Raw genomic sequence first — 26,403 nt, 5'->3', positions numbered from 1 at the left:
GGGGCGTCCTCTTACGCCGCGTCGCCGGATGGGGAAAGCGAGGCCGCCCCGCCCGCGGCCGCCTGCGCGGGTTGGCCGCCGGGGCCGGCCGCTCTCAGGACCGCGCGATGTCCGCCTGCCAGGTCCGGTCCGCCTGCAAGGTTTGGTCAGGCTTCGGGATCGCGAGGCGCCCGAGCCGTCGGCGCGCGGGCGCGTCGTAGACGCGGACGAGGACGAGGCAGGCCGCGAGCAGCACGACCAGAAAGGCGAGCCCGGCATAGGGGGCGGCGATCCGGTCGGCGACGCCCGGCATGCGCCGGCCGACGGCCTCGACCCAGGCGACGCAGGGCGCGTGCAGGATGTAGAGCGGATAGGAGGCCGCGCCCGCCTTGAGGCAGAGGGCGGCCAGCCGCGGGCCGGGCGTGATCCCGGCGGCGGCGTAGACCAACGCCGGGAAGACGCAGGCCACCACCAGCACGTCGTAGACGGGCTTGACCAGGGCCGGGACCGGCACGACCAGCACCAGCGTCAGCGCCGCGAGGCAGGCGACCGCGCCGGCGTTGCCCGACGCGAGGCGGCGCGGGGCGCCGCTCTCGCGCGCGATCCAGTGGCGATAGAGCAGGACGCCGACCGGGAAGGCGAACATCACCCGGATCAGCCCGGCGTGGACCTCGTTCCAGGTGTAGCCGACGTCGAGGTCGCCTGACTGGAGGGCGACGGCGCACAGGCCCGCGAAGGCCAGCGCCACGAAGGCGGCGAGCCGCCGGGCCGACAGGGCCGACAGCCCGTAGAAGAACGCCATGTTGGCGATCAGCTCGAAGAAGATCGACCACGACGGGAAGTTCAGCTTGAAGATCGCTGCCTGCATGTTCGAGACCTCAGGGGGCGTCGGCAGCATCAGCGCGGAGCACAGGGTCGACAGCGCCAGCGCCGAGGGCGAGAAGCCCGGCCCCTGACCGACCGCGAAGGAGAGCAGAGCCACCGCGACGGTGAGCGCGAGCCCGAGCGCGTAGAGCGGGTAGAGCCGGATCACCCGGATGCGCAGGAACGCGCGCGCCGGCAGGCCGTCGCGGACCCGCGCCGCGTAGGCGTGCGCCAGGACGAAGCCGCTGAGCACGAAGAACAGGTCGACGGCCAGATGCGTCTCGACCGCGCCGGGCTGGAGGCCGAACAGGTTCGGCGCGTGGCGGACCACCACCAGGATCGCGGCGACGCCGCGCAGCCCGTCGAGCAGCGCGAAGGTGTGGCCGGGCGCGGCCCGGGCCGGGATCGCGGGCGCCGTCATGCGCCGGCTCCCACCCGCACGCCCGGCGCGGCGGGCCTGCGCGGACCGCCCTGCAGCCAGCGCAGCACCGGCCGCTCGACGCGGCGGTGGAAGACCTCGGTCGCCGCGACCGAGACGGCGACGAGGAGCAGCGCCAGCGGCCAGAGAAGCCCGGCGCCGAGCGGCAGCCGCGGCAGGATCGCCTTGGCGGCGAGGAAGACGAAGGGGTGCAGCAGGTAGAGCGCGTAGGACGCGTCGCCGATCCGCGCGATCGCCCGGAACGGAGGCGCATCGAAGCGCAGGTCGCCCAGGACCACGCCGGCGACGACCAGCACCGCGCCGCCGCCCCAGACCAGGGTGCGCGCCCAGCCGTAATTGCCGGGCGCGTCCGACCCGGCGAACCCGGACAGGTCGATCGTCGCCCACACGGCGAGGCCGAGGCCGCAGAGCAGGACGCCGCCCGCGCGCCCGAGCCGGACGCCGCGGCGGAACAGCAGCGCCAGGCCGACGCCGGCGGCGAATTCGAGGACGATCGGGCGCAGCCAGAACCGGAGCTGGTCGAGGGCCGGCGGCCACAGCCAGGCCAGGGCCACGCCGCCGGCGAGGACGGCCACGGCGGCCAGCGCCGCCCGCTCGCGTGCGGTCGCGGTCATGCTCGGCGTCGTCCGCGCGGCGAGCGCCATCGCCCCGGCGAAGACGAGGTAGAACAGCATCTCGTAGTTGAGCGTCCAGCCGAGATCGAGGATCGGGAACGGGTAGTCCGGCCCGAAGCCGCGGGTGTCGAACGGGACGAACAGGTACGAGGTCGCCACGTCCGCCAGGCTCGGCGCGGCGGCATGGCCGGCGGCGGCGAAGGCCAGCAGCACGGCGAGCCGCAGGGCGAGGGCGAACCAGTACAACGGCACGATCCGCAGCAGGCGGCGCCTCAGGAAGGTCGCAGCCCCGCCGGGCGCGCCGAACAGCGGCTCCGAGGCGTAGACGATCACGAACCCGGAGATGACGAAGAACAGGTCGACGCCGGCCCCGAGCGGCAGGGCGGTCAGGCGCGGCATGGCGAGGCCGCGCGCCTCCGCCTGGAGCGACACCAGCAGCTCGGCGTGGAGCAGGACGACCATCACGGCCGCCGCCGCCCGCAGGAACTGCAGGCCGTCGAGGCGCAGGTTCTGCACGCCGTCGCGGCGGTGAAGCCGCGCTGGCGCCGGCCGGTCGAGGGTGCCGGCGCGTCCCGTGCTCATCGCGTCGTCCTCGCCGGCGCGTCGGCCGAAATCTCCGGGATCGCGGCGGAGTCTCCCTCGCCGCCCGCGGCGCGGCGGATGAGGTCGGCCAGGCGCGCCTGCATCCGGGCGGCGCCGTAGCGGGCGCGGGCGGTCGCCTGCGCCCGGGCGACCTGGTCTCCGATCTCGGGCGGAGCCGACAGGACGCGGGCGATGGCGTCGGCGAGCGCGGCGGCGTCGCCGGGCGGCACCAGGGTTCCCGCCGCGCCCCGGTCGAGGATCTCGGCCGCGGCGCCCGCGTCGGTGGCGATCACCGGCGTGCCGACCAGCATCGCCTCGACCAGGGTGCGCCCGAACGGCTCGGGGGCGGTGGAGGGGTGGACCACCACGTCCACCGCCCGCATCAGGCGCGGCACGTCCCCGCGCTGGCCGAGGAAGTAGACGCGGTCGGCGAGACCGCGCTCGGCCGCCAGCGCATGCAGGCCGGCCGCGTAGGCGTCCTCGCCGAACAGGGCGGTGCCGGCGACGAGGCAGGCGGTGCCGGGCGAACGGGCCAGGGCTTCGAGCACCACGTGCTGCCCCTTCCACGGGGCGAGCCGGCTGAACACGCCGACCAGCGGCCCGTCCGGCAGCCCGAGGCTCCGGCGCAGGTCGGCCGGGTCGCCGGGGTCGCCGTCGAGGTCGAGGTCGAGGCCGTTGGGCACCACCTCGACGAGGTCCCGGCGCCCGCCCGATGCGACGAAGGCGTCCGCCGCGGCGGTGGAGGGCACCACGACGCGGGTCGCGCGGGCGTTGGCGAGGCGGACCTGGAGCCCGCGCTGCGCCGCCCCGAAATGCGCGGGATCGAGGATGTCGTGCAGGTGCCAGACCAGGGGGCGGCGCACCAGCGCGGCGGCGAGCGCCGAAAGGACGAAGGCCTTCTGCGAGTTGGCGTAGACCACGTCGTGGGACTTGGCGCATCGCGCCAGCGCGAGGACCGTCGCCAGGAGCCTGCCGGCGAGCGGGATCGACCGCCAGAGCGAGCCGTCGCGGCGGAGCGCCGACAGCCCGGCCCCGTGGCGCGCATGCACGAGCGTCAGCCCCCGCTCCTGCAAGGCCTGCCCGAGCGGCCCGTCCTCGAACAGGAAGGCGGTGGCGCCGCGCCAGGGGGCGACGGCGTCGCACAGGACCATCTCGGCGCCCGACATCGTGCCGGTGTGGCTGACGAACACGACCCGCGGGCGGCGCATCACGCGGCTCCGAGGTAGCGGCGCGCCGGCTCGTGCCCGGTGTCGTAGAACGGGTGGTCGTCGGGACGCACCATCGTGATCGCGAGCCCGAACACGTCGCCGCCGGCCTCGCGCAGGCCCGCGACGGTGGCGCTGATCGCCGAGACCTGCGAGCGGCCCCAGCGGGTGCAGCACAGGACGCCGTCGACCTGCCGCGCCAGGATCTGGGCGTCCATCAGGATCGCGGCCGGCGGGCTGTCGATCAGCACGAGGTCGTACTTGCGCGCCCAGACCAGCAGCTCGGTCATGCGCGCGCCCATCAGCAGCTCCGTCGAATCCGTGGTCGGCGTGCCGGCGGGGATGGCGTCGAGGTTTTGCGTCGCGGTCGCGATCACGGCCTCCCGCGGCAGGGCCTCGCCGCGCAGGATGCCGGCGAGGCCGGGGCCGGCGGGCAGGTCCAGGGCGGCCTCGAAGACCGGGCGGCGCAGGTCGCCCTCGATCACGAGCACCCGGCGTCCGCTCCCCGCGTTGAGCTGGGCCAGCGCGAGGGTGGTGAAGGACTTGCCCTCGCCCGGCGCCCCCGAGGTCAGCAGGATCGCGCGGCTGCGGCCGTCGGTCCCGGCCAGCATCAGCCGGGCGCCGAGGTTGCGCAGCACCTGCTGCATCAGCGGGTCGGCGCGCGCGTCGCGCAGGGCGGCGGCGAGCGGCAGGTCGGCTCCGGCGGCGCCGATCCGTCCGAGGCGCGCCGTCCCGCCGGCCGCGCGCAGGTGCGGCAGCTGGGCGAAGACCGGGGCGTGGGCGACCGCGGCGACCTGCGTCGAGGTCCGCACGCTGCGGTCGGCGCGGTCGCGGAGCAGCGCGGCGGCGGCGGCCAGCGCCGCGGCGAGCACGAAGCCGGCGCCGAGGTACAGCGGCGGCTTCGGGGTGACGGGGGCGGCCGGGACGTCCGCGAGGCTGACGAGGCGGGTGCTGCCGACGAGGATGCGGCGCTCGGTCTCGAGCTCGTTGGCGCGCTTGTACAGGTCGGCGTACTGGCCCCGCTTGATCTCGGCGTTGCGCACCATGCCGGCGGCGACCGACTCGTTCTCCATCGCGGCGGCGGCGTCGGTCCTGGCGCCCTCCATCTGCTGGCGCAGCGACTTGGCGAGCGCGCTCGACGCGTCGTAGGTCTTCTTCAGGCCGGCGCCGATGCTCGCGACCTCGCGTTCGACGCGCAGCTTCAGGCCGGCCAGCTCCGTGCGCATCGCCTGTAGCGTCGGATGGTTCGGCCCCAGCACCGTGCCGGTGTTGGCGATCTGCGCGGCCACCACGTTCATCTGCTGCTTGAGGTCGCCGATGGTGCGGCTCGCCAGCACCGCCGGGGCGTCGATCGAGCCGCGGGCCTGGTCGGCGTTGATCTCGGCCAGGCGCGCGGCGGCGTCGGCCTTGGCGGTCTCGGCCGCCGCGAGCTGCTGGGTGATGGTGCTCAGCCGCTCGGAGGTGATCGGCGCGTTGGCGCCCGACATCAGGCCCTTGCTGCGGCGGAACGCCTGGATCTTGGCCTCGTCGGCGCGCAACGACGCGTCGAGCTGGCGGACCTCCTTCCACAGCCACTCGGTGGCCGCCTCGCGGCTGTTGGCGAGGACGCCGCGCTGGTCGTCGAGGAAGGTCGTGATCAGCGCGTTGGTCAGCGCCTGGGCGGTCTCGGCGTTCGGCGACCGGTAGGCGATGTTGATGACGCGCGAGCGGCCCGCGCCGGTGACGACGAAGCGCCGCTGCAGGGTGTCGACCACCAGGTCGGCGTTGCCGCGCAGCCTGTCGCAGCCGTCGTCCCTTTGCGGCATCAGGCCCGCGAGGAGGCCCCCGCGCGCACTCTGCCGGCACTCGGCCACGACCTTCTCGACCACGTCGCCCGAGGCGACGAGGCGCATGATCCGCGGCGAGCGGATCACCAGCATCTGGCTCTCGATGTCGGCCGGGTCGCCGAGCTTCTGGATCCAGGCGACCGAGGCGTTGGGGTTGTTGCTGCCGGGCTCCGGCTCGGCCACGATCACCGAGCCGACCGCGAGGTACTGCGTCGGCGCCGCCATCAGCAGCAGGATCGCGACGGCCATCACGGAGGCGAAGACCGCCGCGAACAGGCCGCGCCGCCGCAGGATCGCCGCGACCAGGCCGGCGGCCTGGTTGGTCGCTTGGCCTGCACCTTGGCCTGCACCTTGGCCGTTCTCGGCCGCCCGCGCAGGGGCCGGGCCGGCCGTCTGGATCGGGCTGAGGTAGGACGTCGTCATCGTCGACCACCGGGTCTGGTGCCGGTCCGCGGGCAGGGGCGCGGAAGCCGTGCGAGGTGAGCGAAAGGTCCGGCCGCGTCGCGCGGGCCGGGGGTGGCGGATGCCGTCGGGCCGGGGCCTCGGGCCCGGGCCAGAACCTCAGGCGAGCGCCTTGAGGCGGTGGCCGGAGCGCTCCCGGCCGGCGCCGAGGTCGTGGTGGAGGGCCATCTGCGCGTCGACGAAGCCGGCGAACTCGGCGCGGAACACCTCCGGGGCGAACTGCGCCGCCTGGGCGCGGCAGGCGGCGCGCGAGAACGTGCCCTCCTGCTCGATGAACTCGCGGACGCAGGCCGCGATCGCCGCGGGTTCGGGCTCGGCGAAGAACATGCCCGAGCGGTTGGGCGCCAGCGTCGCCACCGTCTCGCGCGCGCCGCCGCGGCCGAGCGCGAGGACGGGGGTGCCCTCGGCCTGCGCCTCGACCGGGATGATCCCGAAATCCTCCTCCGCCGCGAACACGAAGGCGCGCGCCGTGATCATGAGCCGGCGGAGCTCCTTGTCGGCGAGGTAGCCGGCGAAGGTCACGTTCGGCCCGGCCGCCTCGCGCAGGCGCGCCTCCTCGGGGCCGGTCCCCGCGACGACGAGCTTGAGGTCGGGCATCAGCGCGAAGGCCTGCACCACCGCGAGCACGTTCTTGTAGGGCACGAGGCGGCTCGCCACGAGGAAGTGCTCGCCGCGCGGCAGGTCCGCGCGGGTCGCCGACTGCGTCACCGGCGGATGGATCACCTCCGCGGTGCGGCCGTAGACCTTGCGGATGCGCCGGGCGACGAAGGCGGAGTTGGCCACCACCGCGTCCGGCCCGTTCGCGGTGCGGGTGTCCCACAGGCGCATCCGGTGCAGGATCATGCGGGCGACCATGCTCTTGACGCCGTGGTCGTATCCGCTCTCCCGCAGGTAGTCGTGCTGCATGTCCCAGGCGTAGCGCATGGGCGAATGGATGTAGGAGACGTGGACCTGGTTCGGCCCGGTCAGGATGCCCTTGGCGACGGCGTAGCTGCTCGAGATGACGAGGTCGTAGGCCGAGAGGTCGAACTGCTCGACGGCGATCGGCATCAGCGGCAGGTACGACCGGTGGCGGGTCCGCACGAACGGCATCTTCTGCAGGAAGCTCGTCTGCGTGGCGCCGAGGCCGATCCGGGCGCGGTCGGCCGGGCTCAGGAAGTCGAACAGCGTGAAGACGTCCGCGTCGGGATAGATCGCCAGGATCTCGCGCAGCACCCTCTCGGCGCCGCCGACGACGTAGAGCCAATCATGGACGATCGCGACGCGCATCTTCGAGACCTCGAAGGAGAGGGACGGCGATGGGACGCCGCTTGCGGATGCGACCGTCAGGTTGAGTGCCCTGAACGATCGCGACCTATGCTTTCGTTAGGTTGAGATGTTTGCGGTTTTAGAAATATCGACCGCTGAAAGGCCGCAGGACAGGCGTAAGACTGCCTATTTCCCCGACGTGGTAAATCTTAACTATACCGATCGCCGTGAATTCGAGGCCGCGTGCCATCGGGAAACGCGGACGGCGCGTGCGCCGGCCTGGGCCTCGCCGTCAGCGCGGGCGGGGCGGCGCGTCGGCGAGCACGGCGTCGAGCAGGTCGGCGTAGCCGCGGGCGGTGGCGGCCCAGGTGTAGCGGGCCTCGTTGCGGCGGCCCTTTGCGACCAGGGCCTCGCGCAGGCCCGGCTCGTCGAGGAGCCGGCGCAGGCATGCGGCCAGCGCGCCGGCGTCGCTGGGATCGAAGGTCAGCGCGCCCTCCCCCGCCACCTCCGGCGTCGCCGAGCGGTCCGAGCACACCACCGGGCAGCCCAAAGCCTGCGCCTCCAGCACCGGCAGGCAGAAGCCCTCGGCGAAGGACGACACGCACAGGCACAGGGCGCCGCGGTAGAGCGCGGCGAGCCGGCGGTCGTCGATGCGCGACAGGCGGACCACCCGGGTGGCCGCCCCGAGCCGCCGGAGCGTCCCGGCGACGGCGTCGGCCGGGTCCTCGCCGACGTGGACGACGGCGAGGTCGGGATGGCTCGGCGCGAGCGCGGCCACCGCTTCGGCGAGCAGGCCGAAGTTCTTGTTGTGCGTGGCGTTTCCGACCGCGAGCACGTAGTGCCCCGCCACCTCCGCGGGGTCCATCACGGCGAGCACGGCGGGGTCGAGCACGGCGGCGGACGGGATCACGCGGACGCGCTCGCGCGCCGCGGGATAGTGATGCTCCAGGTCGCGCCGGGTCGCATCCGAGACCGCGACAACGGCGTGGTTGCGCGCCAGCATCAGCCGGAAGATCCAGTCGGTGGTGAAGGCCTCGCGCGGGCCGGCGCTCTCGGGGATCGTGCGGAAGTACAGGTCGTGGACCACGACCACCCGCGCCCGCCCCCCGGCGCCCGCGCCGTAGGGGTCGATGTTCAGCACCACGTCGATGGCGTGCCGCCGGCAGCAGGCCGGGACGGTGACGAGCTGGGCCAGCACGTCGAGGACCATGATGCGCGGGCGCGGCACGGTCACGACCTCGACGGCGTCGCGGAACGCGGCGGGGAGCGCGTCGCGGGTCCAGGGCGAGCGCAGCACGACGGCCACGTCCGGGCGCCGGACGAGCTCTTCGACGAGCGCGAACGCGACCCGTGCGACGCCCGACGGCTTGCCCCCGAACTGGCTCGGCATGTTGAGGAGGATTCGCTTCATCGACTGGCAATAACCCCGCACTAGGGTCGATCTAGCACCGCCAGATCGAACAGATGCGTATTCTCCACATCACCTCGCTGTTTCAGCCCGAACAGGTCGGCGGGGCGGAGCTGATGGTGGAGACCCTCGTGCGGATGCAGGCGGGCCTCGGGGCGCAGGTCGGCGTCGCCTGCCTGTCGCGCCGGGCCCAGCCGCCCGAGCGGTCGGACGCGGCGACGATCTACCGCCTCGGCCACGGGACGCCGTTCCACGTCCTCGACTGGGCCGAGCACGGACGGCTCGACCGCCTGCGCTACAAGCTCGCCGTGCAGTGGGACGGGCGCACGCTCGCCGCGATGGAGGCGGCGGTCCGCGATTTTTCCCCCGACGTGGTGAACACCCACTCCCTGTCGGAGCTGACCCCGCGGATCTGGCCGATGCTGCGCCGCCTCGGGGTTCCGGTCGTCCACACGCTGCACGACTTCACGAGCCTGTGCAGCAACGGCGCGATGGTGCGCGACGGCCGGGCCTGCGAACGGCAGCACGCCAAGTGCCGCGCCTACGCGCTGCTGCACCGGGTCTGCCAGCGCCCGGTCGAGGCCGTGGTCGGCGTCGGCGCGGACATCCTGGCCCGCCACCTCGCGGCCGGGTACTTCCGCGACGTGCCGGAGGCCCTGCGGCAGGTGATCTGGAACCCGATCGAGGCGGGGTCGCCGCCGGCCCCGCGCGCCCTGCCCTCGGATGGGATCACCTTCGGCTACATGGGCCGGATCGAGGCGTCGAAGGGCGTCGACACCCTGCTCGAGGCCTGCCGCCGCCTGCCCCCTGCCGGCTGGCGCCTGCGCATCGCCGGGCGCGCCGCCGACGGGCTCGACCGCTACGTCGGCCTCGCCGCCGGCCTGCCCGTCGCCTTCGACGGGTTCGTGGCGCCGGACGCCTTCCTCGACCGCGTCGACTGCCTCGTGGTCCCCCCAGTCTGGCCCGAGGCCTTCGGGCGCACGGTCGCCGAGGCCTACGCCCGCGGCGTGCCGGTGATCGGCACGGCCGTCGGCGGCATCGCCGAGCAGGTCGGGACGGGCGATCCCGCCTGGCTCGTGCCGCCGGGCGACGCGGAGGCGCTGGCCGCCGCGATGGCGCGGGTCGTGGCCGACCCCGCCCGCCTCGCGTCCGGCCTCGGCAACGCGGCGACGGTCACCGCCGGGACCCGGCCGCAGGCTGTCGCCGCCCGCTATCTCGACCTCTACCGCACCCTCCTCAGCCCTGAGCCCGCCTTCGCCGACGGATCGCGACTCCAAGGATCAAGGCGCCATGCGCATCCTGCATCTTAGCTCGCTCTACCCGCCGCACATCGTCGGCGGCGCCGAGCGGTCCGTCGAGCACCTGGCGGAGGAGCTCGCCGGCCTCGGGCACACGGTCGCCGCCGCCTGCATCGAGCGGCAGGCCAAGGCGAAGACCGTGCGCAACGGCGTCACGGTCTACCGCATGGCCCACCACAACGACTTCTGGCTCGAGGACTGGGCGCAGCACGGCCGCTTCGCGCGCAACGCCGCCAAGCTGAAGCAGCAGTGGAATTTCGCGGTCGCGGCCGATTTCGGCCGGGTGCTCGACGACTTCCGGCCCGACGTGGTCAACACCCACTCGCTCCTCGACATCTCGACCCTGGTCTGGCGCGAGGCGGCCAAGCGCTCCATCCCGATCGTCCACACGGTCTGCGAGTACGACCTGATCTGCGGCAACGCCGCGATGTTCAAGCACGGCGCGCCGTGCACGCACTGGCACCTCGGCTGCAAGGTCGTGAACGCCTCCAAGCAGCTCACCAACCGCTGGGTCGATGCGGTGGCGAGCGTCGGCACCCGCATCCTCCAGACCCATGTCGACCACGGCCTGTTCCGCCACCTCGCCCCGGAGCGGCGCCGTGTGATCTACTATTCCTGCACGGTGCCCGACGGCGACCCGGAGGCGCGCCGCCGCATCGACCGCACGGGTAAGCCGATGACCTTCGGCTATCTCGGGCGGATCAACGTCGAGAAGGGCGTCGGCACGCTGATCGACGCGCTGGCCGAGGTCGGCTCACGCGCGCACGCCGCCGAAGTGGATCCCGGTTCGGCGAAAGCGTGCGCCTCTGAACCAGACCCTGGAGCCGCGACCGATCGCGCTGCGATCGGGAACGGCGCCGGCGGCTGGCGCTGCCTGATCGCGGGCCAGGCGATGGACGACTCGATCGAGCGCTTCAAGGCGAAGGCCGAAGGCCTGCCGATCGAGTTCGTCGGCTGGGTCGACCCCAAGGACTTCCTCACCGAGATCGACGTCCTCGTCGTGCCCTCGTTCTGGGCCGAGCCCTCCCCGCGCACGGTCTACGAGGCCTACGCCATGGGCGTGCCGGTGATCGGCGCCGATTCCGGCGGCATCCCGGAACTGGTCGGCGAGGACAACGCCGACTGGCTGTTCCGGGCGGGCGACGCGCCCGACCTCGCCGCCCGCATCCGCACGGTGCTGGCCAACGGCCGCTCGAACCTGCCGGACGAGCGCGCGTTCCAGCACGTCCTGCAGGAATCGACCTCCGAGCGCGTCGCCGAGAAGTACCTCGACCTCTACGCCGAGCTCCTCGCCGAGCGCCGCGGCACCGCACCGGACCCGTTGGCGGCGCACGGCCTCCATCATGGCGCCTAGCCCCCTCGGCCCCGCCGCGGCAGCGGACGCGGCGGCGCCGGAGGACGTGGCGGGCCGCTCCGTGCGGGCGGCCGGGTGGGTCGCCGTCAGCTCGGTCGGCAACGTCGTCCTGAGCTTCGTGGTCTTCCTGGTGCTCGCGCGCCTGCTCGACCCGAGCGAGTTCGGGCTCGTCGCCGTCGCGGTCGTGTTCATCGACATCCTGCTCATCGTCACGCGGGGCGGCCTGCCCGACCTCGTGGTCCAGACCGAGCGGCTCGACGACGGCTTCGTGGACACCGCCTTCTGGGTGGCGCTGGCCTCCGGCTGCCTCTACGGGCTGGCGCTCGTCGCGCTGTCGTGGCCGGTCGCCTGGCTGCTGCGCATCCCGGAGCTCCAGCCGGTGCTGGCGGCGCTGGCGGCCACCTTCGTGATCGCGGCGGCCGGCGTGATCCACGAGGCGCGGCTGCAGCGCCGGTTCGGCTTCCGCAGCCTCGCGATCCGGGCGCTCGTCGCCAACCTGATCGGCGGCAGCGTGGCGATCGCGCTGGCGCTCAACGGCTTCGGGGTCTGGAGCCTGGTGATCCAGCGCCTGCTGGCCACCAGCATGACGACGCTGCTGACCTGGGCGGCCTTTCCCTGGCTTCCGGGCTTGCGCTTCGTGCGCCCCCACGCCCGGCGCCAGCTCGCCTTCGGCTCGCGCGTGTTCTCGACCCAACTGCTCCTGACGCTGAGCATCCGCAGCCAGGAGGTGGTCGCCGCCTACTTCCTCTCCACCGCCGACATCGGGCTGCTGCGCATGGCGTGGCGCTGCATCGACCTGATCAGCCAGGTCGCGGTGATCCCGTTGGCCGCCGTGGCGCTGCCGACCTACGCCCGGCTGCAGGACCGGCCGCGCGAGCTGGCCGCGGCCTTCGACGGCTTCGTCGCGATGTCGGCGGTGCTGGCGCTGCCGGCCTTCGTCGGCATGGCCGTGGTGGCGCCCCACCTCGTGCCGCTGCTGTTCGGCGAGCAGTGGCGCGAGGCGGTGCCGGTGCTGCGCATCCTGGCGCTGCTCGGGCCGGAATTCGTCGCGACCTCGATGCTGTGGATGATCTTCACCGCCTCCGACCGGACCGGCACCGCCCTGGTGCTGTCGGCGGGGCAGTTCACGATCACGATCCTGGCCGCGATGGTGACGGCGCCGTTCGGCCTGTCGGCCCTCGTCGTCGGGCACGTGGTGCGCGCCTACCTGTTCTCGCCGCTGGTGGTGCGGGCCGCCGGCCGGTTCGTGCCGCTCGGCAACCTTCGGATCGCGGCCCTGCTGGCGCCGATCCTCGCCTGCTCGGTGGCGATGGGCGCCGCCGTCTCGCTGGTGCAGGAACGGCTCTATGCGCAGCTCGGCGACCACGAGGGCCTCGCGGCGGCGATCGGCCTCGGCATCCTGGTCTACGGCATCCTCGCGCTTCTGTTCCTGCGCGCGCCGCTGCGCCGGAGCGTCGCGCTGATCCTGAACCGCAAGGCCGCCCTGGCCACCGCCGCCGCGCCGCGCGCCGAGGCGGTACCAATCCCCGCGACGCCGTAACACCGAACCTCGGTGAGCCCGGCTCATCGAGGTTCGGCCCCCGCGACTGCGGGGCGGCGGAAGTCCGCCGGACCTCATGGGATCTGACCCATGAGACATGGTCTAATACCAGACCTCGATGAGCCCGACTCATCGAGGTCTTGCCCCCGCGACTGCGGGGCGGCGGCAATCCGCCGGACCTCATGGGATCTGACCCATGAGACATGGTCTAAGCAGTGAGGTGCGATCGATGCCGCCACGCGGGCCCGCCCTGCCCTGCCCTCCGGCCTCGTCGGGGCCGACCCGCCGCCTCGTGCTGGCGGCCGGCGCGTCGGCGCTGGCCGCGCGCCCTGCGCTTGCCGGCGCGCTGCCGTCCCACGCCTGTGCGGACTTCACCGGCTCCGTCGGCGTCAACACCCATTTCGGGCACGGCGGGACCCCCTACGTCGACCGGTTCGCACGCTGCGCGGCGGCGCTCGACGAGCTCGGGATCCGGCACCTGCGCGACGACATCGTGCTGCCGGGGGCGGAGGCGTCGGCGCCGCCGCAATTTCAGCGGATCGCCGAGCTGGCGCGGGCCGGCCACCTGTTCAGCCTGGTCTTCTACGACGGGCTTGACGTCGGGCCGCTGGTGCCGCCCCGGCGCCTGCCCGACGTCGCCGCCTGGTGCGCGGGCGGGCTCGAGATCGCCGAGGGCAGCAACGAGCCCAACATCGCCGCCGGCGCCGGCCGCCCGCAGGCCTCGGCCGAGCACCAGCGCGCGCTCTACCGGGCGGCGCGCAACGCCGGCGGCGCGCTGAAGGTCGCCGGGCCGAGCTACGTCCAGGCCAACGTCGCGGCCGCCGAGTCGCTGGCTAACGCCGTCGACTTCGGCAACATCCACCCGTACCCCGGCATGGAGCACCCGGAGACCACCGGAAACGGCGACCTGCGCCGATTCATTGCCGCCGCCCGGCCGATCTTCGGCCGCGCCCCGCTGCTCGCCACCGAGAACGGCTACCACACCGCGCTCGCCACCAAGAGCTTCCACTTCCCGGTCTCGGAGGCCGTGCGGGCGCGCTACACCCCGCGCCTGCTGCTGTGGAGCTTCCTCCAGGGCATCCGCCGCACCTACCTCTACGAGCTGATCGCCTCGGTCGATCGCGGCGAGGCCGACCCGGAAGGCCATTTCGGCCTGCTGCGCTTCGACGGCGCGCCGACCCCGACCTTCCGGGCGGTCGCCAACCTGATGCGCCTGTTCCGCGCCGGCGCCGCGGCGCCCGCCTCCCCCCTCGACGTGGCGGTCGACGCGACCCCGCGCGACCTCCAGGCCGTCCGCTTCCGGCGCGGCGACGGCGCCGTCCTCGTGCCCCTCTGGCTGGGGATCGACGGCTGGGACCCCGTCAAGCGCCGGGCCCGGCCCGACGCGCCGGCGCAAGCCGTCGCCCTGACGCTCTCGGCCGAGCCGAAGGCGGCCCGCCTTCACCGCTTCGCCGACGACGGCTCCGTGAGCGTGGAGACGCTCGCGCCCGCGCGGACGCTGACCGTCGGGATCACGGACCGGCTCGCGTTCGTCGAGCTGACTTGATCGGGGAGATCGGGGGCTGGGTGTGCGCGCGAGAGTTGGCTTGCGACCAAGTGCGGACGATCAGACGGTCTGTTTTTGGGCCATCGAATAGATCAACTACAGCAGCTTGGTCAGAGACCTGCAAGACCACCGCAGCAAACTGATCCATTGCCATTGTCCGCAGATTTCCTGTATCAGATGATTATGGATAGCATCGATCGTACAAGTTCAGGCTCGGGTCTCAGCATCGTCTACCTACTAACCAATCCCGCGATGCCTGGGCTCGTTAAGATCGGCCGCACGGCACAGGACACAGCCCAGGCACGGCTTGATCAGCTCTACACGACGGGCGTGCCAGTGCCATTCGAGCTGGTTTTTGCTTGCCGGGTCGAGGACGCGGTTCGCGTAGAGCAGGCCCTGCACATTGCCTTTGCTCCTCAACGCGTTAACGCGCGACGGGAGTTCTTTCGCATAGAACCGGAGCAGGCACTCGCAATCCTCCGTCTCCTACACATCGAAGACGCGACGCAGGTCGTCGAGGATCAGTCGTCCTCGATTTCCGAACAGGAACTTGGGGCTACACGGGCGCTTCGCGCGCGCCGACCAAACCTAGACTTCACGGTCTTGGGCATACCTATCGGTGCAGAGTTTCAATGTACGCGGAACGATGCCGTGGTGTTCGTCGTCGGATCTCGAAAGGTCCGTCTCGGAACAGACGAGCTATCGCTTACCGCGGCAACCCGTGAAGTCATGCAGCTGGAATACAGCGTCGCGCCCGGCCCATTCTGGAGCTACCAGGGCAGGTCCATCTCTGAGTTCTACGAGGACGCGTACGGCGAGCCGTCCGCTTAAGGACTGTTTAGTACGATCGCCGAAGCCGAAGGTCTGCTTCCCAGCCGCTGTCTAATTTCGGCTGACCATCCCTATCAGACGGTACCCAGCTTCAGTCTTGAACCAGCAACGCCAAGTCGCAAACACCCCCTACCGCACCGCCCCCCGCGTGTTGACGAACAGCGCGTAGAGCGACTTCGTCGAGGCCATGAACAGGCGGTTGCCGTCGGCGCCGCCGAAGCACAGGTTGGCGCAGCGCTCCGGCAGGCGGATCCGGCCGATCGCCTTGCCCTCGGGCGAGACCACCAGGACGCCGTCGAGGTCGGCGCCCATGCCCCAGCCGCACCAGAGGTTGCCGTCGGCGTCGGCCCGGAACCCGTCCGCGGTGCCCTTGCCGCAATCGAAGAACACCCGGTCGGCGGTCAGCCGCGTGCCGTCTTCCACCACGTCGTAGACCCGGATGAGCCGGTTCGGCTGGGCGCGGGATTCGATGACGTAGAGCTTTGTCTCGTCGGGCGAGAAGCACAGCCCGTTCGGGCCGGCGATGTCGGCCACCACCACCGTGGCCTGTCCGGTCCGCGGGTCGAGGCGGAACACCTGGCCCGGCCGTTCGGGCCTGGCCATCGCCTCGTAGGGGTTGGGGCCGAAGGGCGGGTCGGTGAACCAGATCGAGCCGTCGGAGCGGCAGACGACGTCGTTCGGGGCGTTGGCGGGCTTGCCCTCGAAGCCGTCGAACAGGGTGGTGATCGTGCCGTCGTGCTCGGTGCGGGTGACCCGGCGGGTCTTGTGCTCGCAGGTGAGCAGGCGGCCCTGGCGGTCGCGGGCGTTGCCGTTGGCGTAGTTCGCGGGCTTGCGGAACACGCTCGTCGCGCCTGTCGCCTCGTCCCACCGCAGGATCGCGTCGTTCGCGACGTCGCTGAACAGCAGGCAGCGCATGTCGCCGAAACAGACCGGCCCTTCCGCCCAGCGAAACCCCGTGGCGATCCGCTCCACCGTCGCGGAGAAGATCCGGTACTTGGCGAACGACGGGTCGAGGATCTCGATCGCCGGATCGGGCAGGCGCTCGGAGGGCTCGAAGGCGGCAAGCGCCCGGCCCGCCGGGCCGAGGGTGGCGGCGCCCGCGAGCGCGAGCAGGGTCCGGCGATCGAGGGCGCCCATGGTGATCCTCCCGGCCGGCGTCGTCCCGGCCTGCATGTCGTCTCGTCGTCGGCGGACCCGGCGCATGGCGTGCGCCTCGTCCGCCCTCAAGCGTGCGTCGCGAAGGCCCTCAGGTGATCGGGGCCGGGTTGAACAGCGTCAGGTCGTTGAACAGGCCCCAGCGGTCGGACCAGGGTTTCTTGCGCCCGCTCGCCACGTCGAGGATCAGGCGGAACAGCTCCTCGCCGACCTCCTCGATCGTCGCGTCGCCGGTGGCGATGCGGCCGGCGTCGAGGTCGATCAGGTCGGACCAGCGCTGGCTGAGCTCGGTGCGGGTCGCGACCTTGATGACGGGGCATTGCGCGAGGCCGTAGGGGGTGCCGCGCCCGGTCGAGAACACCTGCAGCGTGATCCCGGAGGCGAGCTGCAGCGTGCCGCAGACGAAGTCGCTCGCCGGCGTCGCCGCGAAGATCAGGCCCTTCTCCGTCACCCGCTCGCCCGGGGCGAGCACGGCGGAGATCGCCGAGGTGCCGGACTTGGCGACCGACCCGAGCGCCTTCTCGACGATGTTGTTCAGCCCGCCCTTCTTGTTGCCGGGCGACGGGTTGGCGCGCCGGTCGGCCTCGCCCTTGGCAAGGTAGTCGTCGTACCAGGCCATCTCGCGCACCAGCGCCGCGGCGACGGCGGGGGTCTTGGCCCGCGGCGTCAGCAGGTGGATCGCGTCGCGGACCTCGGTGACTTCGGAGAACATGACCGTGCCGCCGGCGGCGACGATCAGGTCGGCGCAATGGCCGAGCGCCGGGTTGGCGGTGACGCCGGAGAACGCGTCGCTGCCGCCGCATTGCAGCCCGACCACGAGGTCGGAGGCCGGGCAGGTCTCGCGGCGGCGCCGGTTCAGGATCTCGAGCCGGGCTTCCGCCATCGCCATGATGCTGTCGAGCATCATGGCGAAGCCCTGGTGGCGCTCGTCCTGCATCCGCACGACGCCGCCGTCCTCGGCTGCGTCGCCGTCCGGCAGCAGGCGCTCGGAGACGAGCTTTTCGCAGCCGAGACCCACCACCATCACCGCGCCGCCGAAGTTCGGGTTGCGGGCGAGGCTCTGCAGGGTGCGGATCGGGATCACCGCCTGGGGCGCGTTGATCGCGACGCCGCAGCCGTAGGCATGGGTCAGCCCGACCACGTCGTCGACGTTGGGGAAGCGCGGCAGCAGCTCCGCCTTGATCTTGCGGATCGCCACGTCGAGGGTGCCGGCGACGCATTGCACGCTGATCGAGATCGCCAGGATGTTCTTGGTGCCGACCGACCCGTCCGGGTTGCGGAACCCCTCGAAGGTGTAGCCCTGGAGCGGCGCCGGGGGCGCCGGCACGCGGGTCGCCATCTCCAGGGCGTCGAGCGCGGGCGCGGTCGGGGTGGCGACGCGCGATTCCTCGACCCAGGCGCCGCGAGGGATGTCCTGCGTCGCGATGCCGACGACCTCGCCGTAGCGGCGCACCGCGCCGCCCTCGGGAATCGCCGCGAGCGCCACCTTGTGGCCCTGCGGCACGAACTCGACGAGGGTCAGCCCGTCCGGGAACGCGGTGCCGGCCGGCAGGCCGAACGCGTTGACCACGATGGCGACGTTGTCGCTCGCATGCAGGCGGATGGTGCGGGGGGCGTCGCCCAGGGCGGGCCCGGCCGGCTGGGCCGGCGGGGCTTCGATCACGGCGTCGATCACGGCGTCCTGCATCGGATGCTCCCTGGTGGCGGTCGGTCTCAGGCGCGGCGCAGCTCGACCCGCCGGATGTCGCCGACGAGGAGGAGGTAGGCGCTCATCGCCACGAGCGCGTTGATCCCGACGAAGACCAGCGCCGTGTCGAACGAGCCCGAGGACTGGACGAGATAGCCGATGATGATCGGCGTGGTGATGCCGGCGGTGTTGCCGAACATGTTGAACAAGGCCCCGCTCAGGCCCGCCGCCTCCTTGGGCGAGGTGTCGGACACGACGGCCCAGCCCAGCGCCCCGAGGCCCTTGCCGAAGAAGGCCGCCGCCATCAGGCCGATCACCAGGGCTTGGGAATCGACGTAGTTGCAGGCGATGATCACCATCGAGAGCACCATGCCGGCGATGATCGGCACCTTGCGGGCGATGTTCAGCGAGCCGGTCCGGCGCAGGAGGGCGTCCGAGATCACGCCGCCGAGGATGCCGCCGACGAAGCCGCACAGGGCCGGCAGCGAGGCGGTGAAGCCGGCCTGGAGCACGCTCATGCCGCGTTGCTTGACGAGGTAGATCGGGAACCACGTCAGGAAGAAGTAGGTCATCACGTTGATGCAGTGCTGCGCCACGTAGATGCCGAGCAGCATCCGGTTGCCCAGAAGCTGCTTGATGGTGCCCCAGGTGCTCACCGTCGCGGTGCCGGCGGCCGGTGCGGCGTCGGCCCGCGCGGCCTTGGCGGGGTCCGCCGGGCTTGCGCCGACCTGCACCAGCGCGCCGCCCCGGGCGATCTCGTCGAGCTCGGCCGGCGTGACGTTCGGATGGTCCTCGGGGTCGTGGATCAGCCAGACCCAGAGCAGCACCATCACGAGGCCGATCAGGCCCATGGCGAAGAAGGCGTAGCGCCAGCCGAAGCTCTGGGTGACCCAGGCGGTGAGCGGCGCGAACAGCACCGGCGCGAAGTACTGGGCGGCGTTGAACACGGCCGAGGCCTTGCCGCGCTCGGCCGCCGGGAACCACGCGGTGACGAGGCGGGCGTTGCCGGGGAAGGACGGCGCCTCGGCGACGCCGACCAGCATCCGCATCAGGAAGAACACCGTGACCGCGGAAGCCGCGCCGAGGAAGCCGGCCCAGCCCTGGACGAAGGTGAAGAACGACCAGAAGAACACGCCGCCGGCATAGATCCACTTGGTGCCGTAGCGGTCGAGCAGCCAGCCGCCGGGGAGCTGGGCCGCGACGTAGGACCAGCTGAAGGCGGAGAGGATGTAGCCCATCTGCACGGGCGTGATGCCGAATTCCTGCGCGATCGGCACGCCGGCGATCGAGATGATCGCGCGGTCGGCGTAGTTCAGCACCGTGACCGCGAACAGCACGAGGAGGATGACGTAGCGGACGCGGAATCGCGTCGCCGCCTGCACCGGAATCGCCAGCGACATGGTTTCCTCCCGAGGTCGCCCGACGGATGCGTGCCCGTCGCGGTCGGTTTTCGTCAGGGTTCGAGACTAGTCCGCCCGGTCGATACCTTCCAATCCAAACGATGGATCGATCGATGCCGTCGCGGCATCGATCGATCGAGCCAGGGTCAGGCGGCGCCGACCTCGTGGGCGGCCATGAGCTCCAGGGCGCGGACCATCGCCGAGTGGTCCCAGGCCGCGCCGCCGTTGGCGACGCAGGCCGAGAACAGCTGCTGCGCCAGCGCTGTCGCCGGCAGGCTGACGCCGAGCGCGCGGGCGCCCTCCAGCGCCAGGTTCAGGTCCTTCTGGTGCAGCCCGATGCGGAAGCCCGGATCGAAGGTCCGGTCGATCATGCGCTTGCCGTGCAGCTCGAGGATGCGCGAGGTGGCCAGGCCCCCGGTGATGGCCTCGCGGACCTTGGCCGGGTCGGCGCCGGCTTTGGATGCGAACAGCAGGCCCTCGGCCACCGCCTCGATGGTGAGCGCGACGATGATCTGGTTGGCGACCTTCGCCACCTGGCCCGATCCGACCGGGCCGACATGGGTCACGGTCTTGCCCATGGCCGAAAACAGCGGTCGTACGCGCCCGAAATCGGCCTCGTCGCCGCCGACCATGATCGAGAGGGCGGCGTTCTTCGCCCCGACCTCGCCGCCGGAGACCGGCGCATCGAGGTATGCGCCGCCGCGCTCGGCGATGCGGGCGGCGAAGTCCTTGGTCGCGATCGGCGAGATCGAGCTCATGTCGACCACGGTCTTGCCGGTCTTGCCGGTCTTGCCGGTCTTGCCGGTCTTGATCGCGTCGGCGACGCCGTCCGCGCCGAACAGCACCGCCTCGACGTCGGGGGTGTCGGGCAGCATCAGGATGACGATGTCGGCGTGGCTCGCCACCTCGGCGGCGGTGGCGCAGGCGGTGCCGCCGGCGGCGACCAGGGCCTCGGGCACCGCCCGGCGGCTCTTCAGGAACAGGCTGTGCCCGGCGGCGATCAGGTGCCCGGCCATGGGGGCGCCCATGATGCCGAGGCCGATGAATCCGATGTTCATGGTGGTGTCTCCTGGAATGGCGCGGCGCGTCCTCCCTCGCCCGTCGTGGGCGACAGGATTCACGCATCCCTGAATTCTGGCGGTTCGCTTTGCGCGCATCCCCTCGCCCCGCATGGATCTCGGGCTTGCCCGAGATCCGAACCTGCCTGCCGAAATCGGGCAGGCCCGACTTGGGTGGGGGAGAGGGCTTCGGCGACCTCGTCGTCGGCGAAGCGAGGCGGCAGCCGACGGTGAGGGGGGCGCCCCGGAGGAGGCTCATCCGGTCGCGCCCCCTCACCCCCGCTTCGGCTTCGCCTCCGCTCCCCGGCTGCACGACGGGGTGCCGCCGGGCCTCTCCCCGCGCGCGGAGAGAGGGGAACCCGCGCTGCCTTCGGGATGCGCGGCGAGATGTGTGAGCCCGGTCGCCCGCGGCGGGGTCTCGGCTCAGCCCTTGAAGCGGGCGGCGAGCGCCTCGGATTGGCGGGCGAGCAGGCCCATGTCGGAGCCGACCGCGGTGAAGCGGGTGCCGGCGGCGATGTAGCGGTGGGCGAGCTCTTCGTTGGCGGTGAGGATGCCGGCGTGCTTGCCCGCCTTCCCGATGCGGGCGACGGTCTCCTCGATGATCGCCACCACGTCCGGATGGTTCTGCTGGCCGAGGTAGCCGAGGCTGGTCGAGAGGTCGCCGGGGCCGACGAAGACGCCGTCGACGCCCTCGACGGCGGCGATCTCGTCGAGGTTGTCGAGCGCGCGGCGCGACTCGATCTGCACCGCCACGAAGATCTCGGCCTCGCAGCGGGCGTGGTAGTCGGGGATGCGGCCGAAGCGGGCGGCGCGCGGCGCCTGCGAGAAGCCGCGCACGCCCCGCGGCGCGTAGCGGGTCGCGGCCACGGCGCGACGGGCCTGGTCGGCGTCGTCGATGTTGGGGATCATCAGCGACTGCACCCCGGTGTCGAGGATGCGCTTGATGGTGATCGCCTCGTCGCTCGGCACCCGCACCATGGCGTGGGCCGGGCTCTCCATCATCGCCTGGACCTGGGCGTAGACGTCCCGCAGGTCGTTGGCGGAATGCTCCATGTCGAGGAGCAGCCAGTCGAAGCCGGAGCCGGCCACGACCTCGGTGGAGATCGGGCTGGCGAGGCTGCACCACAGGCCGATCTGCTGATGGCCTTGGCCGAGCGCCGCCTTGAAGCGGTTGGTGAGGACGTCCATCGGATGGTCTCCTGTTGGAATCGGTCTTGAATCGGACGGTTTCGACGCCCCACCCCCGTCATTCCGGCGCTCGCCTTCGGCGAGCGCCGGAATGACGGGGGGAGGATGTCGCCCTCACCGCACGAGGCAGGGGCGCTTGTTGTCGAAGGTCCAGTCGGGGACGAGGAACCGCATCGCCGCCGCGTCGTCGCGGGCGCCGAGGCCGTGGTCCAGGTAGAGGGCGTGGGCCGCCTCGACCTCGGCCATGTCGATCTCGATGCCGAGGCCGGGGCGCTCCGGCACCCGCACGAGGCCGCCGCGGATCGCGAGCGGTTCCTTCGTCAGGCGCTGGCCGTCCTGCCAGATCCAGTGCGTGTCGATCGCCGTCACCTTGCCGGGGGCGGCGGCCGCGACGTGGGTGAACATCGCTAGCGACACGTCGAAGTGGTTGTTCGAGTGCGAGCCCCAGGTCAGCCCGTGGTCGCGGCAGAGCTGGGCCACGCGGACCGAGCCGGCCAGCGTCCAGAAATGCGGGTCGGCCAGCGGGATGTCGACGGCGCCGAGCTGGATCGCGTGGTTCATCTGGCGCCAGTCGGTGGCGATCATGTTGGTGGCGGTGGGGAGCCCCGTCGCGCGGCGGAACTCGGCCATGATCTCGCGGCCCGAGAACCCGTCTTCGGCCCCGCACGGGTCCTCGGCGTAGGCGAGCACGTCGCCCCGCCCCTTGCACAGGCGGATCGCCTCCGAGAGCGACCACGCGCCGTTCGGATCGAGGGTGACGCGAGCCTCGGGGAAGCGCGCGTGGATCGCGGTGACGGCGGCGATCTCGTCCTCGCCGGCGAGCACGCCGCCCTTCAGCTTGAAGTCCTCGAAGCCGTAGGTCTCGTGGGCGGCCTCGGCCAGGCGGGCGACGGCGTCTGGCGTCAGCGCCTCCTCGTCGCGCAGCCGCATCCAGCCGTCGCGGGCGGTCGGCTCGCGGTAGGGCAGATCGGTGCGGCGGCGGTCGCCGACGTAGAACAGGTAGCCCAGCATCGCGACGGCGTCGCGCTGCTGGCCCTCGCCCAGCAACGCCGCCACCGGCACGTCGAGGAACTGGCCGAGCAGGTCGAGGAAGGCGGATTCCACCGCCGTCACCGCGTGGATGGTGACGCGCAGGTCGAAGGTCTGGAGCCCGCGGCCGCCGGAATCGCGGTCGGCGAAGCGCGCCCGCATCGCGTTGAGCACCGCCTGCCAGGCGCCGAGCGGGCGCCCGACGATCAGGTCGCGCGCCTCTTCCAGAACGCCGCGGATGCGCTCGCCGCCGGGCACCTCGCCCAGGCCCCTCGCGCCGGTGGAATCCTCGAGGATCACCAGGTTGCGGGTGAAGAACGGACCGTGCGCGCCGCTGAGGTTGAGCAGCATGCTGTCGCGGCCGGCGACCGGCACGACCCGCATCGCGGTGACGGTGGGGGTGCGCGAGAACCCGCGCGACGGGGCATCGACGGCGTCGGCCTGCATGGTCGCCTCCCGGGGCGTTGACGGGACCGGCGTCTGGCGCGCCGTCTACGCGAAGTTCTCGCAAGGATGCCGATGCGGGTCCAAGCCAAAGGCTGGATCGATCGATGCGTGGCGTGCATCGATCTTGGTATCGATCATTCCGGCGGCAGCGCCGCCAGGATCGCGATGAGGCGTGCGATCAGCGGGTCGTCGCCGTCGCGGCGCCAGGCGAGGTGCAGCTCGGCCGGGCGCGGCGCCGGCAGGCGCAAGGGGCGGAACGCGACCTCCTCGAAGCGCAGGCGCTCGGCCGCCGCCGGCACCAGCGCGACGCCGAGCCCCGCGCGCACCAGCGCCAGGATCGAGTGGATCTGCGTCAGCTGCTGCACGATGCGCGGCTGGATGCCGGCCTCGGCGAACAGGCCGCGCACGAGGTCGTGGAAGTAGTGCGCCTCGTTGGGCGCGGAGGCGATGAACGGCTCGCGGTCGAGGTCGGCCAGCGTCAGCGTCGTGCGCTCGGCCAGCGGGTTGCCGGCGGGCACGGCCACCACCATCGGCTCGGCCAGCGCCCGCACCGAGGCGAGGTCGGGATGGGTGACCGGCGGGCGGACCAGCGCCGCGTCGATGCGCCCGGCCAGGAGTTCCTCGACCTGGTCCTTGGTCACCATCTCGCGCAGCGAGAGCGTCACGTCCGGCAGCTCGGCCCGGGCGGCGATGACGAGGCGCGGCAGGAAGTCGTAGGCCGAGGCCGCCGTGAAGCCGAGCTTCAGCACCCCGGCCCGGCCGGCCGCGACCTGGCGGGTGACGTGGGTCGCGGTCTCGGCGAGCCGCAGGATGCGCTGCGCCTCGGGCAGGAAGCTGCGCCCGGCGGCGGTGAGGCGCACCGAGCGGCTGGTGCGGTCGAGGAGCTGCACGTCGAGGACGCGCTCCAGCACCTGGATCTGCCGCGACAGCGGCGGCTGGGTCATGTTCAGCCGGGCGGCGGCCCGGCCGAAATGCAGCTCCTCGGCCACGGTCGCGAAGCACCGGAGCTGGCTGAAGTCGAACATGCGTGCTCCTGACGGGACCCACCGGCTCTCGGGCGTACCGGACTTCCTTGCATCGCGATGGCGGTCGCGGCCAGACGGACGAGGCCAGCAAGGCGCCGATCGGTCCTGTCGGCTTGCCCCGCGATGCGCTTGACGGTCGTCGCCGTCGTTGACGGTCGTCCGAGCCTCCCTCATTTTGCGGACATGTTCGCGGGGGTTCCCCGGGCGCATCACGGGATGACTCCGATGGCCGGCACGTCCGCTCCGAACAGCCTCGACGTCGCCGAGCAGGTCGCCCGCGTCCTCCGGTCGAACGCCGAGACCCAAAAATTCATTGAGGAGCAGGCCAAGCTGCGTGCCGAGGCGGACAAGCGCGCGCGCGCGCGTGCCTTGGCACCCTGGCAGGTCGCCCTGTCCGGCATGGCCGCGGGTGCTGCGCTGTTCGGCGCGGGCGCCGCCTTCGTCAAGGTGCTGGGCGGGTGACCGCCAGCCGCCTCCGCGACGTGCTCGCCCGGCTGCGCTGGTCGCAACGGGGCTTTGCTCAGGCGCTGGCCTGCGATGACCGCCTGGTGCGCCGCTGGGCGTCCGGGGATGCCGCGATCCCGCCCGATGTCGCACGCTGGCTCGAAGCTCTGGCCGAGGCGCATACCCGCCACCCCGCGCCCGAAGGGTGGCGGCGGCGGTCCGCTTGAGCAGGTTGCGCAGGCGTGCCGTGCGGTCCCGCGCAACCTGCGACCGGTCGGGACGCGTGACCGAAGACACGTCGCCGTTGAAGCGTTGCCTTGCCGACGCGAGCCGGCCCTAGCGCAGCTCCACCCGCCGGATCTCGCCGACGACGACGAGGTAGCAGAACACGGCGACGAGCGCGTTCATCCCGACGAACACCAGCGCGCCGTTGAACGACCCCGTCTGCTGCACGATGTAGCCGATCGCGATCGGGGTGGTGATGCCGGCGGTGTTGCCGAAGGTGTTGAACAGGCCGCCCGAGAGGCCGCCGCCCTGGCGCGGCGAGGTGTCGGAGACCACCGCCCAGCCGAGCGCCCCGACGCCCTTGCCGAAGAAGGCGAGCGCCATCAGCCCGACCACGAGGGCGTCGGTGGCGACGTAGTTGCAGCCGACGATCACCATCGAGAGCAGCATCCCGCCGACGATCGGGATCTTTCGCGAGGCGGTCAGCGAGTAGCCGCGCTTGAGCAGCCGGTCCGAGATCCAGCCGCCCAGGATGCCGCCGACGAAGCCGCAGAGCGCCGGCAGCACGGCGGCGAACCCCGCCTGCAGGATCGACAGGCCGCGCTCCTTCACGAGGTAGACGGGGAACCACGTCAGGAAGAAGTACGTCAGCGTGGTGATGCAGTACTGCCCGACATAGATCCCGAGCAGCATGCGGTTGGCGAGCAGCTGCCGGATGGTGCGGCCGGCGTCGACCTGGGCCACGCCCGCGTCGCGCCCGTCCATGTCGAGGAGGGCGCCGCCGGCCTCGATGTAGTCGCGCTCCCCCTGGTTGATCGCGGGGTGCTCCTTCGGGCCGTGGATCACCTGGGTCCACAAAAGGGCGAAAGCGATGCCGAGCGCGCCCATCAGGGTGAAGACGTGGTGCCAGCCGTAATGGTGGACGACGAAGCCCATCAGCGGCGTGAACAGCACGGTGGCGAAGTACTGCGAGGAGTTGAAGAAGGCCGAGGCGGTGCCGCGCTCGGCGGTGGGGAACCACGCCGCGGTGATCCGGGCGTTGGCGGGAAACACCGGCGCCTCGGCGAGGCCCACGAGGAGCCGCAGGCCGAACAGCACCGCCACCGCGGTGAAGCCGGTGAAGAAGCCGACGGCGCCCTGCATCAGGGTGAAGGCCGACCACAGGAAGATCGCGCCGGCGTAGACCCACTTCGCGCCGTAGCGGTCGAGCAGCCAGCCGCCGGGCAGCTGCGCCAGCACGTAGGACCAGGCGAAGGCGGAGAAGACGTAGCCCATCGCCACCGCGTCGAGGCCGAGGTCCTTGGCCAGCGACGGCCCGGCGATGGAGAGCGTGGCGCGGTCGGCGTAGTTGATGGTGGTGGCGATGAAGAGCATCGTCACGATGAGGAGCCGCACGCGGCTGCGCTTCACCGCGGTCATGGCGAGACTCGCGCCCATGGCGACCTTCTCCCTGAAGGCGGACCGCCCGGCCGTTGCCGGTGCGGACAGCGGTCGTTCTCTGACGACCCCTCGACGGGGTCCCGGCGACCGCTTGCGACCTCAGGTTAAG

21 protein-coding genes are annotated in these 26,403 nt (G+C 72.2%); 7 read left to right on the top strand and 14 right to left on the bottom strand.

Going from position 1 to position 26,403, the window contains the following annotated elements:
• Nucleotides 1-94: 94 nt before the first annotated feature.
• The 6 genes from FV226_RS03690 to FV226_RS03665 all read right to left on the bottom strand — a co-directional run bounded on the left by FV226_RS03690 (nucleotide 95) and on the right by FV226_RS03665 (nucleotide 8,630).
• Nucleotides 95-1,264 (bottom strand): acyltransferase, encoded by a 1,170-nt coding sequence (locus FV226_RS03690; protein ID WP_147761860.1) that lies wholly within the window; start codon nucleotides 1,262-1,264, stop codon nucleotides 95-97.
• Nucleotides 1,261-2,478 (bottom strand): acyltransferase, encoded by a 1,218-nt coding sequence (locus tag FV226_RS03685; RefSeq protein WP_147761859.1) that lies wholly within the window; start codon nucleotides 2,476-2,478, stop codon nucleotides 1,261-1,263. Before FV226_RS03685 ends, FV226_RS03690 begins: the two co-directional genes overlap by 4 nt.
• The gene (locus FV226_RS03680) at nucleotides 2,475-3,686 is read right to left on the bottom strand and encodes a glycosyltransferase (RefSeq protein ID WP_147761858.1); all 1,212 of its coding nucleotides are present in this window, start codon (nucleotides 3,684-3,686) and stop codon (nucleotides 2,475-2,477) included. The genes FV226_RS03685 and FV226_RS03680 overlap by 4 nt, the downstream gene beginning before the upstream one ends.
• Entirely contained in the window at nucleotides 3,686-5,932 is a 2,247-nt protein-coding gene (locus FV226_RS03675) for a polysaccharide biosynthesis tyrosine autokinase (RefSeq protein ID WP_147761857.1), read from the bottom strand. Before FV226_RS03675 ends, FV226_RS03680 begins: the two co-directional genes overlap by 1 nt.
• 138 nt (nucleotides 5,933-6,070) lie before the next feature.
• On the bottom strand, nucleotides 6,071-7,240 hold the full coding sequence (locus FV226_RS03670) for a glycosyltransferase (RefSeq protein WP_147761856.1): 1,170 nt from the start codon (nucleotides 7,238-7,240) through the stop codon (nucleotides 6,071-6,073).
• Between the two features lie 271 nt (nucleotides 7,241-7,511).
• Nucleotides 7,512-8,630, bottom strand: a complete 1,119-nt coding sequence (locus FV226_RS03665) for a glycosyltransferase family 1 protein (protein ID WP_147761855.1) — start codon at nucleotides 8,628-8,630, stop codon at nucleotides 7,512-7,514.
• A gap of 53 nt (nucleotides 8,631-8,683) precedes the next feature.
• Here FV226_RS03665 and FV226_RS03660 point away from each other — a divergent pair, with 53 nt between their 5' ends.
• The 5 genes from FV226_RS03660 to FV226_RS03640 all read left to right on the top strand — a co-directional run bounded on the left by FV226_RS03660 (nucleotide 8,684) and on the right by FV226_RS03640 (nucleotide 15,196).
• Complete coding sequence (locus FV226_RS03660; protein WP_147761854.1) at nucleotides 8,684-9,937, top strand: glycosyltransferase family 4 protein; 1,254 nt, start codon at nucleotides 8,684-8,686, stop codon at nucleotides 9,935-9,937.
• Nucleotides 9,918-11,279: a glycosyltransferase family 4 protein gene (locus tag FV226_RS03655; protein WP_147761853.1), complete on the top strand. Its 1,362-nt coding sequence runs from the start codon at nucleotides 9,918-9,920 to the stop codon at nucleotides 11,277-11,279. Before FV226_RS03660 ends, FV226_RS03655 begins: the two co-directional genes overlap by 20 nt.
• The gene (locus FV226_RS03650) at nucleotides 11,269-12,819 is read left to right on the top strand and encodes a lipopolysaccharide biosynthesis protein (protein ID WP_246691482.1); all 1,551 of its coding nucleotides are present in this window, start codon (nucleotides 11,269-11,271) and stop codon (nucleotides 12,817-12,819) included. The genes FV226_RS03655 and FV226_RS03650 overlap by 11 nt, the downstream gene beginning before the upstream one ends.
• 229 nt (nucleotides 12,820-13,048) lie before the next feature.
• A complete protein-coding gene (locus FV226_RS03645; RefSeq protein ID WP_147761851.1) occupies nucleotides 13,049-14,365 on the top strand; it encodes a hypothetical protein in 1,317 nt (438 codons plus the stop codon).
• A 183-nt stretch (nucleotides 14,366-14,548) separates the two neighbouring features.
• The gene (locus FV226_RS03640; protein WP_147761850.1) at nucleotides 14,549-15,196 is read left to right on the top strand and encodes a GIY-YIG nuclease family protein; all 648 of its coding nucleotides are present in this window, start codon (nucleotides 14,549-14,551) and stop codon (nucleotides 15,194-15,196) included.
• Nucleotides 15,197-15,325: 129 nt separating this feature from the next.
• Here the strand turns inward: FV226_RS03640 and FV226_RS03635 are convergent, their stop codons facing one another.
• From FV226_RS03635 to FV226_RS03605, 7 genes are all read right to left on the bottom strand, one after another.
• Entirely contained in the window at nucleotides 15,326-16,369 is a 1,044-nt protein-coding gene (locus tag FV226_RS03635; protein WP_246691481.1) for an SMP-30/gluconolactonase/LRE family protein, read from the bottom strand.
• A gap of 73 nt (nucleotides 16,370-16,442) precedes the next feature.
• Nucleotides 16,443-18,038 (bottom strand): galactarate dehydratase, encoded by a 1,596-nt coding sequence (gene garD, locus FV226_RS03630; protein ID WP_147761849.1) that lies wholly within the window; start codon nucleotides 18,036-18,038, stop codon nucleotides 16,443-16,445.
• Nucleotides 18,039-18,064: 26 nt separating this feature from the next.
• Nucleotides 18,065-19,438 (bottom strand): MFS transporter, encoded by a 1,374-nt coding sequence (locus FV226_RS03625; RefSeq protein ID WP_147753506.1) that lies wholly within the window; start codon nucleotides 19,436-19,438, stop codon nucleotides 18,065-18,067.
• Between the two features lie 146 nt (nucleotides 19,439-19,584).
• Nucleotides 19,585-20,496, bottom strand: coding sequence for a 2-hydroxy-3-oxopropionate reductase (locus FV226_RS03620; RefSeq protein WP_147761848.1), 912 nt, complete (start codon nucleotides 20,494-20,496; stop codon nucleotides 19,585-19,587).
• Nucleotides 20,497-20,919: 423 nt separating this feature from the next.
• Entirely contained in the window at nucleotides 20,920-21,684 is a 765-nt protein-coding gene (locus FV226_RS03615) for an HpcH/HpaI aldolase/citrate lyase family protein (protein WP_147753504.1), read from the bottom strand.
• A 114-nt stretch (nucleotides 21,685-21,798) separates the two neighbouring features.
• The gene (gudD, locus tag FV226_RS03610) at nucleotides 21,799-23,160 is read right to left on the bottom strand and encodes a glucarate dehydratase (protein ID WP_147761847.1); all 1,362 of its coding nucleotides are present in this window, start codon (nucleotides 23,158-23,160) and stop codon (nucleotides 21,799-21,801) included.
• Between the two features lie 134 nt (nucleotides 23,161-23,294).
• A complete protein-coding gene (locus FV226_RS03605; RefSeq protein WP_147761846.1) occupies nucleotides 23,295-24,185 on the bottom strand; it encodes a LysR substrate-binding domain-containing protein in 891 nt (296 codons plus the stop codon).
• Between the two features lie 225 nt (nucleotides 24,186-24,410).
• On the opposite strand from FV226_RS03605, the gene FV226_RS03600 reads away from it, so the two are divergent.
• On the top strand, nucleotides 24,411-24,647 hold the full coding sequence (locus FV226_RS03600; RefSeq protein ID WP_147761845.1) for a hypothetical protein: 237 nt from the start codon (nucleotides 24,411-24,413) through the stop codon (nucleotides 24,645-24,647).
• Complete coding sequence (locus tag FV226_RS03595) at nucleotides 24,644-24,856, top strand: hypothetical protein (RefSeq protein WP_147753500.1); 213 nt, start codon at nucleotides 24,644-24,646, stop codon at nucleotides 24,854-24,856. The genes FV226_RS03600 and FV226_RS03595 overlap by 4 nt, the downstream gene beginning before the upstream one ends.
• Before the next feature lie 109 nt (nucleotides 24,857-24,965).
• On the opposite strand, the gene FV226_RS03590 is transcribed toward FV226_RS03595, so the two are convergent.
• Complete coding sequence (locus FV226_RS03590; RefSeq protein ID WP_147761844.1) at nucleotides 24,966-26,291, bottom strand: MFS transporter; 1,326 nt, start codon at nucleotides 26,289-26,291, stop codon at nucleotides 24,966-24,968.
• Nucleotides 26,292-26,403: the final 112 nt, after the last annotated feature.

The sequence above is a fragment of the Methylobacterium sp. WL12 genome (genome assembly GCF_008039475.1).
In the GTDB taxonomy this organism is placed as follows: Bacteria; Pseudomonadota; Alphaproteobacteria; order Rhizobiales; family Beijerinckiaceae; genus Methylobacterium; species Methylobacterium cerastii.
This window is presented reverse-complemented; position numbering and strand designations above follow the sequence as displayed.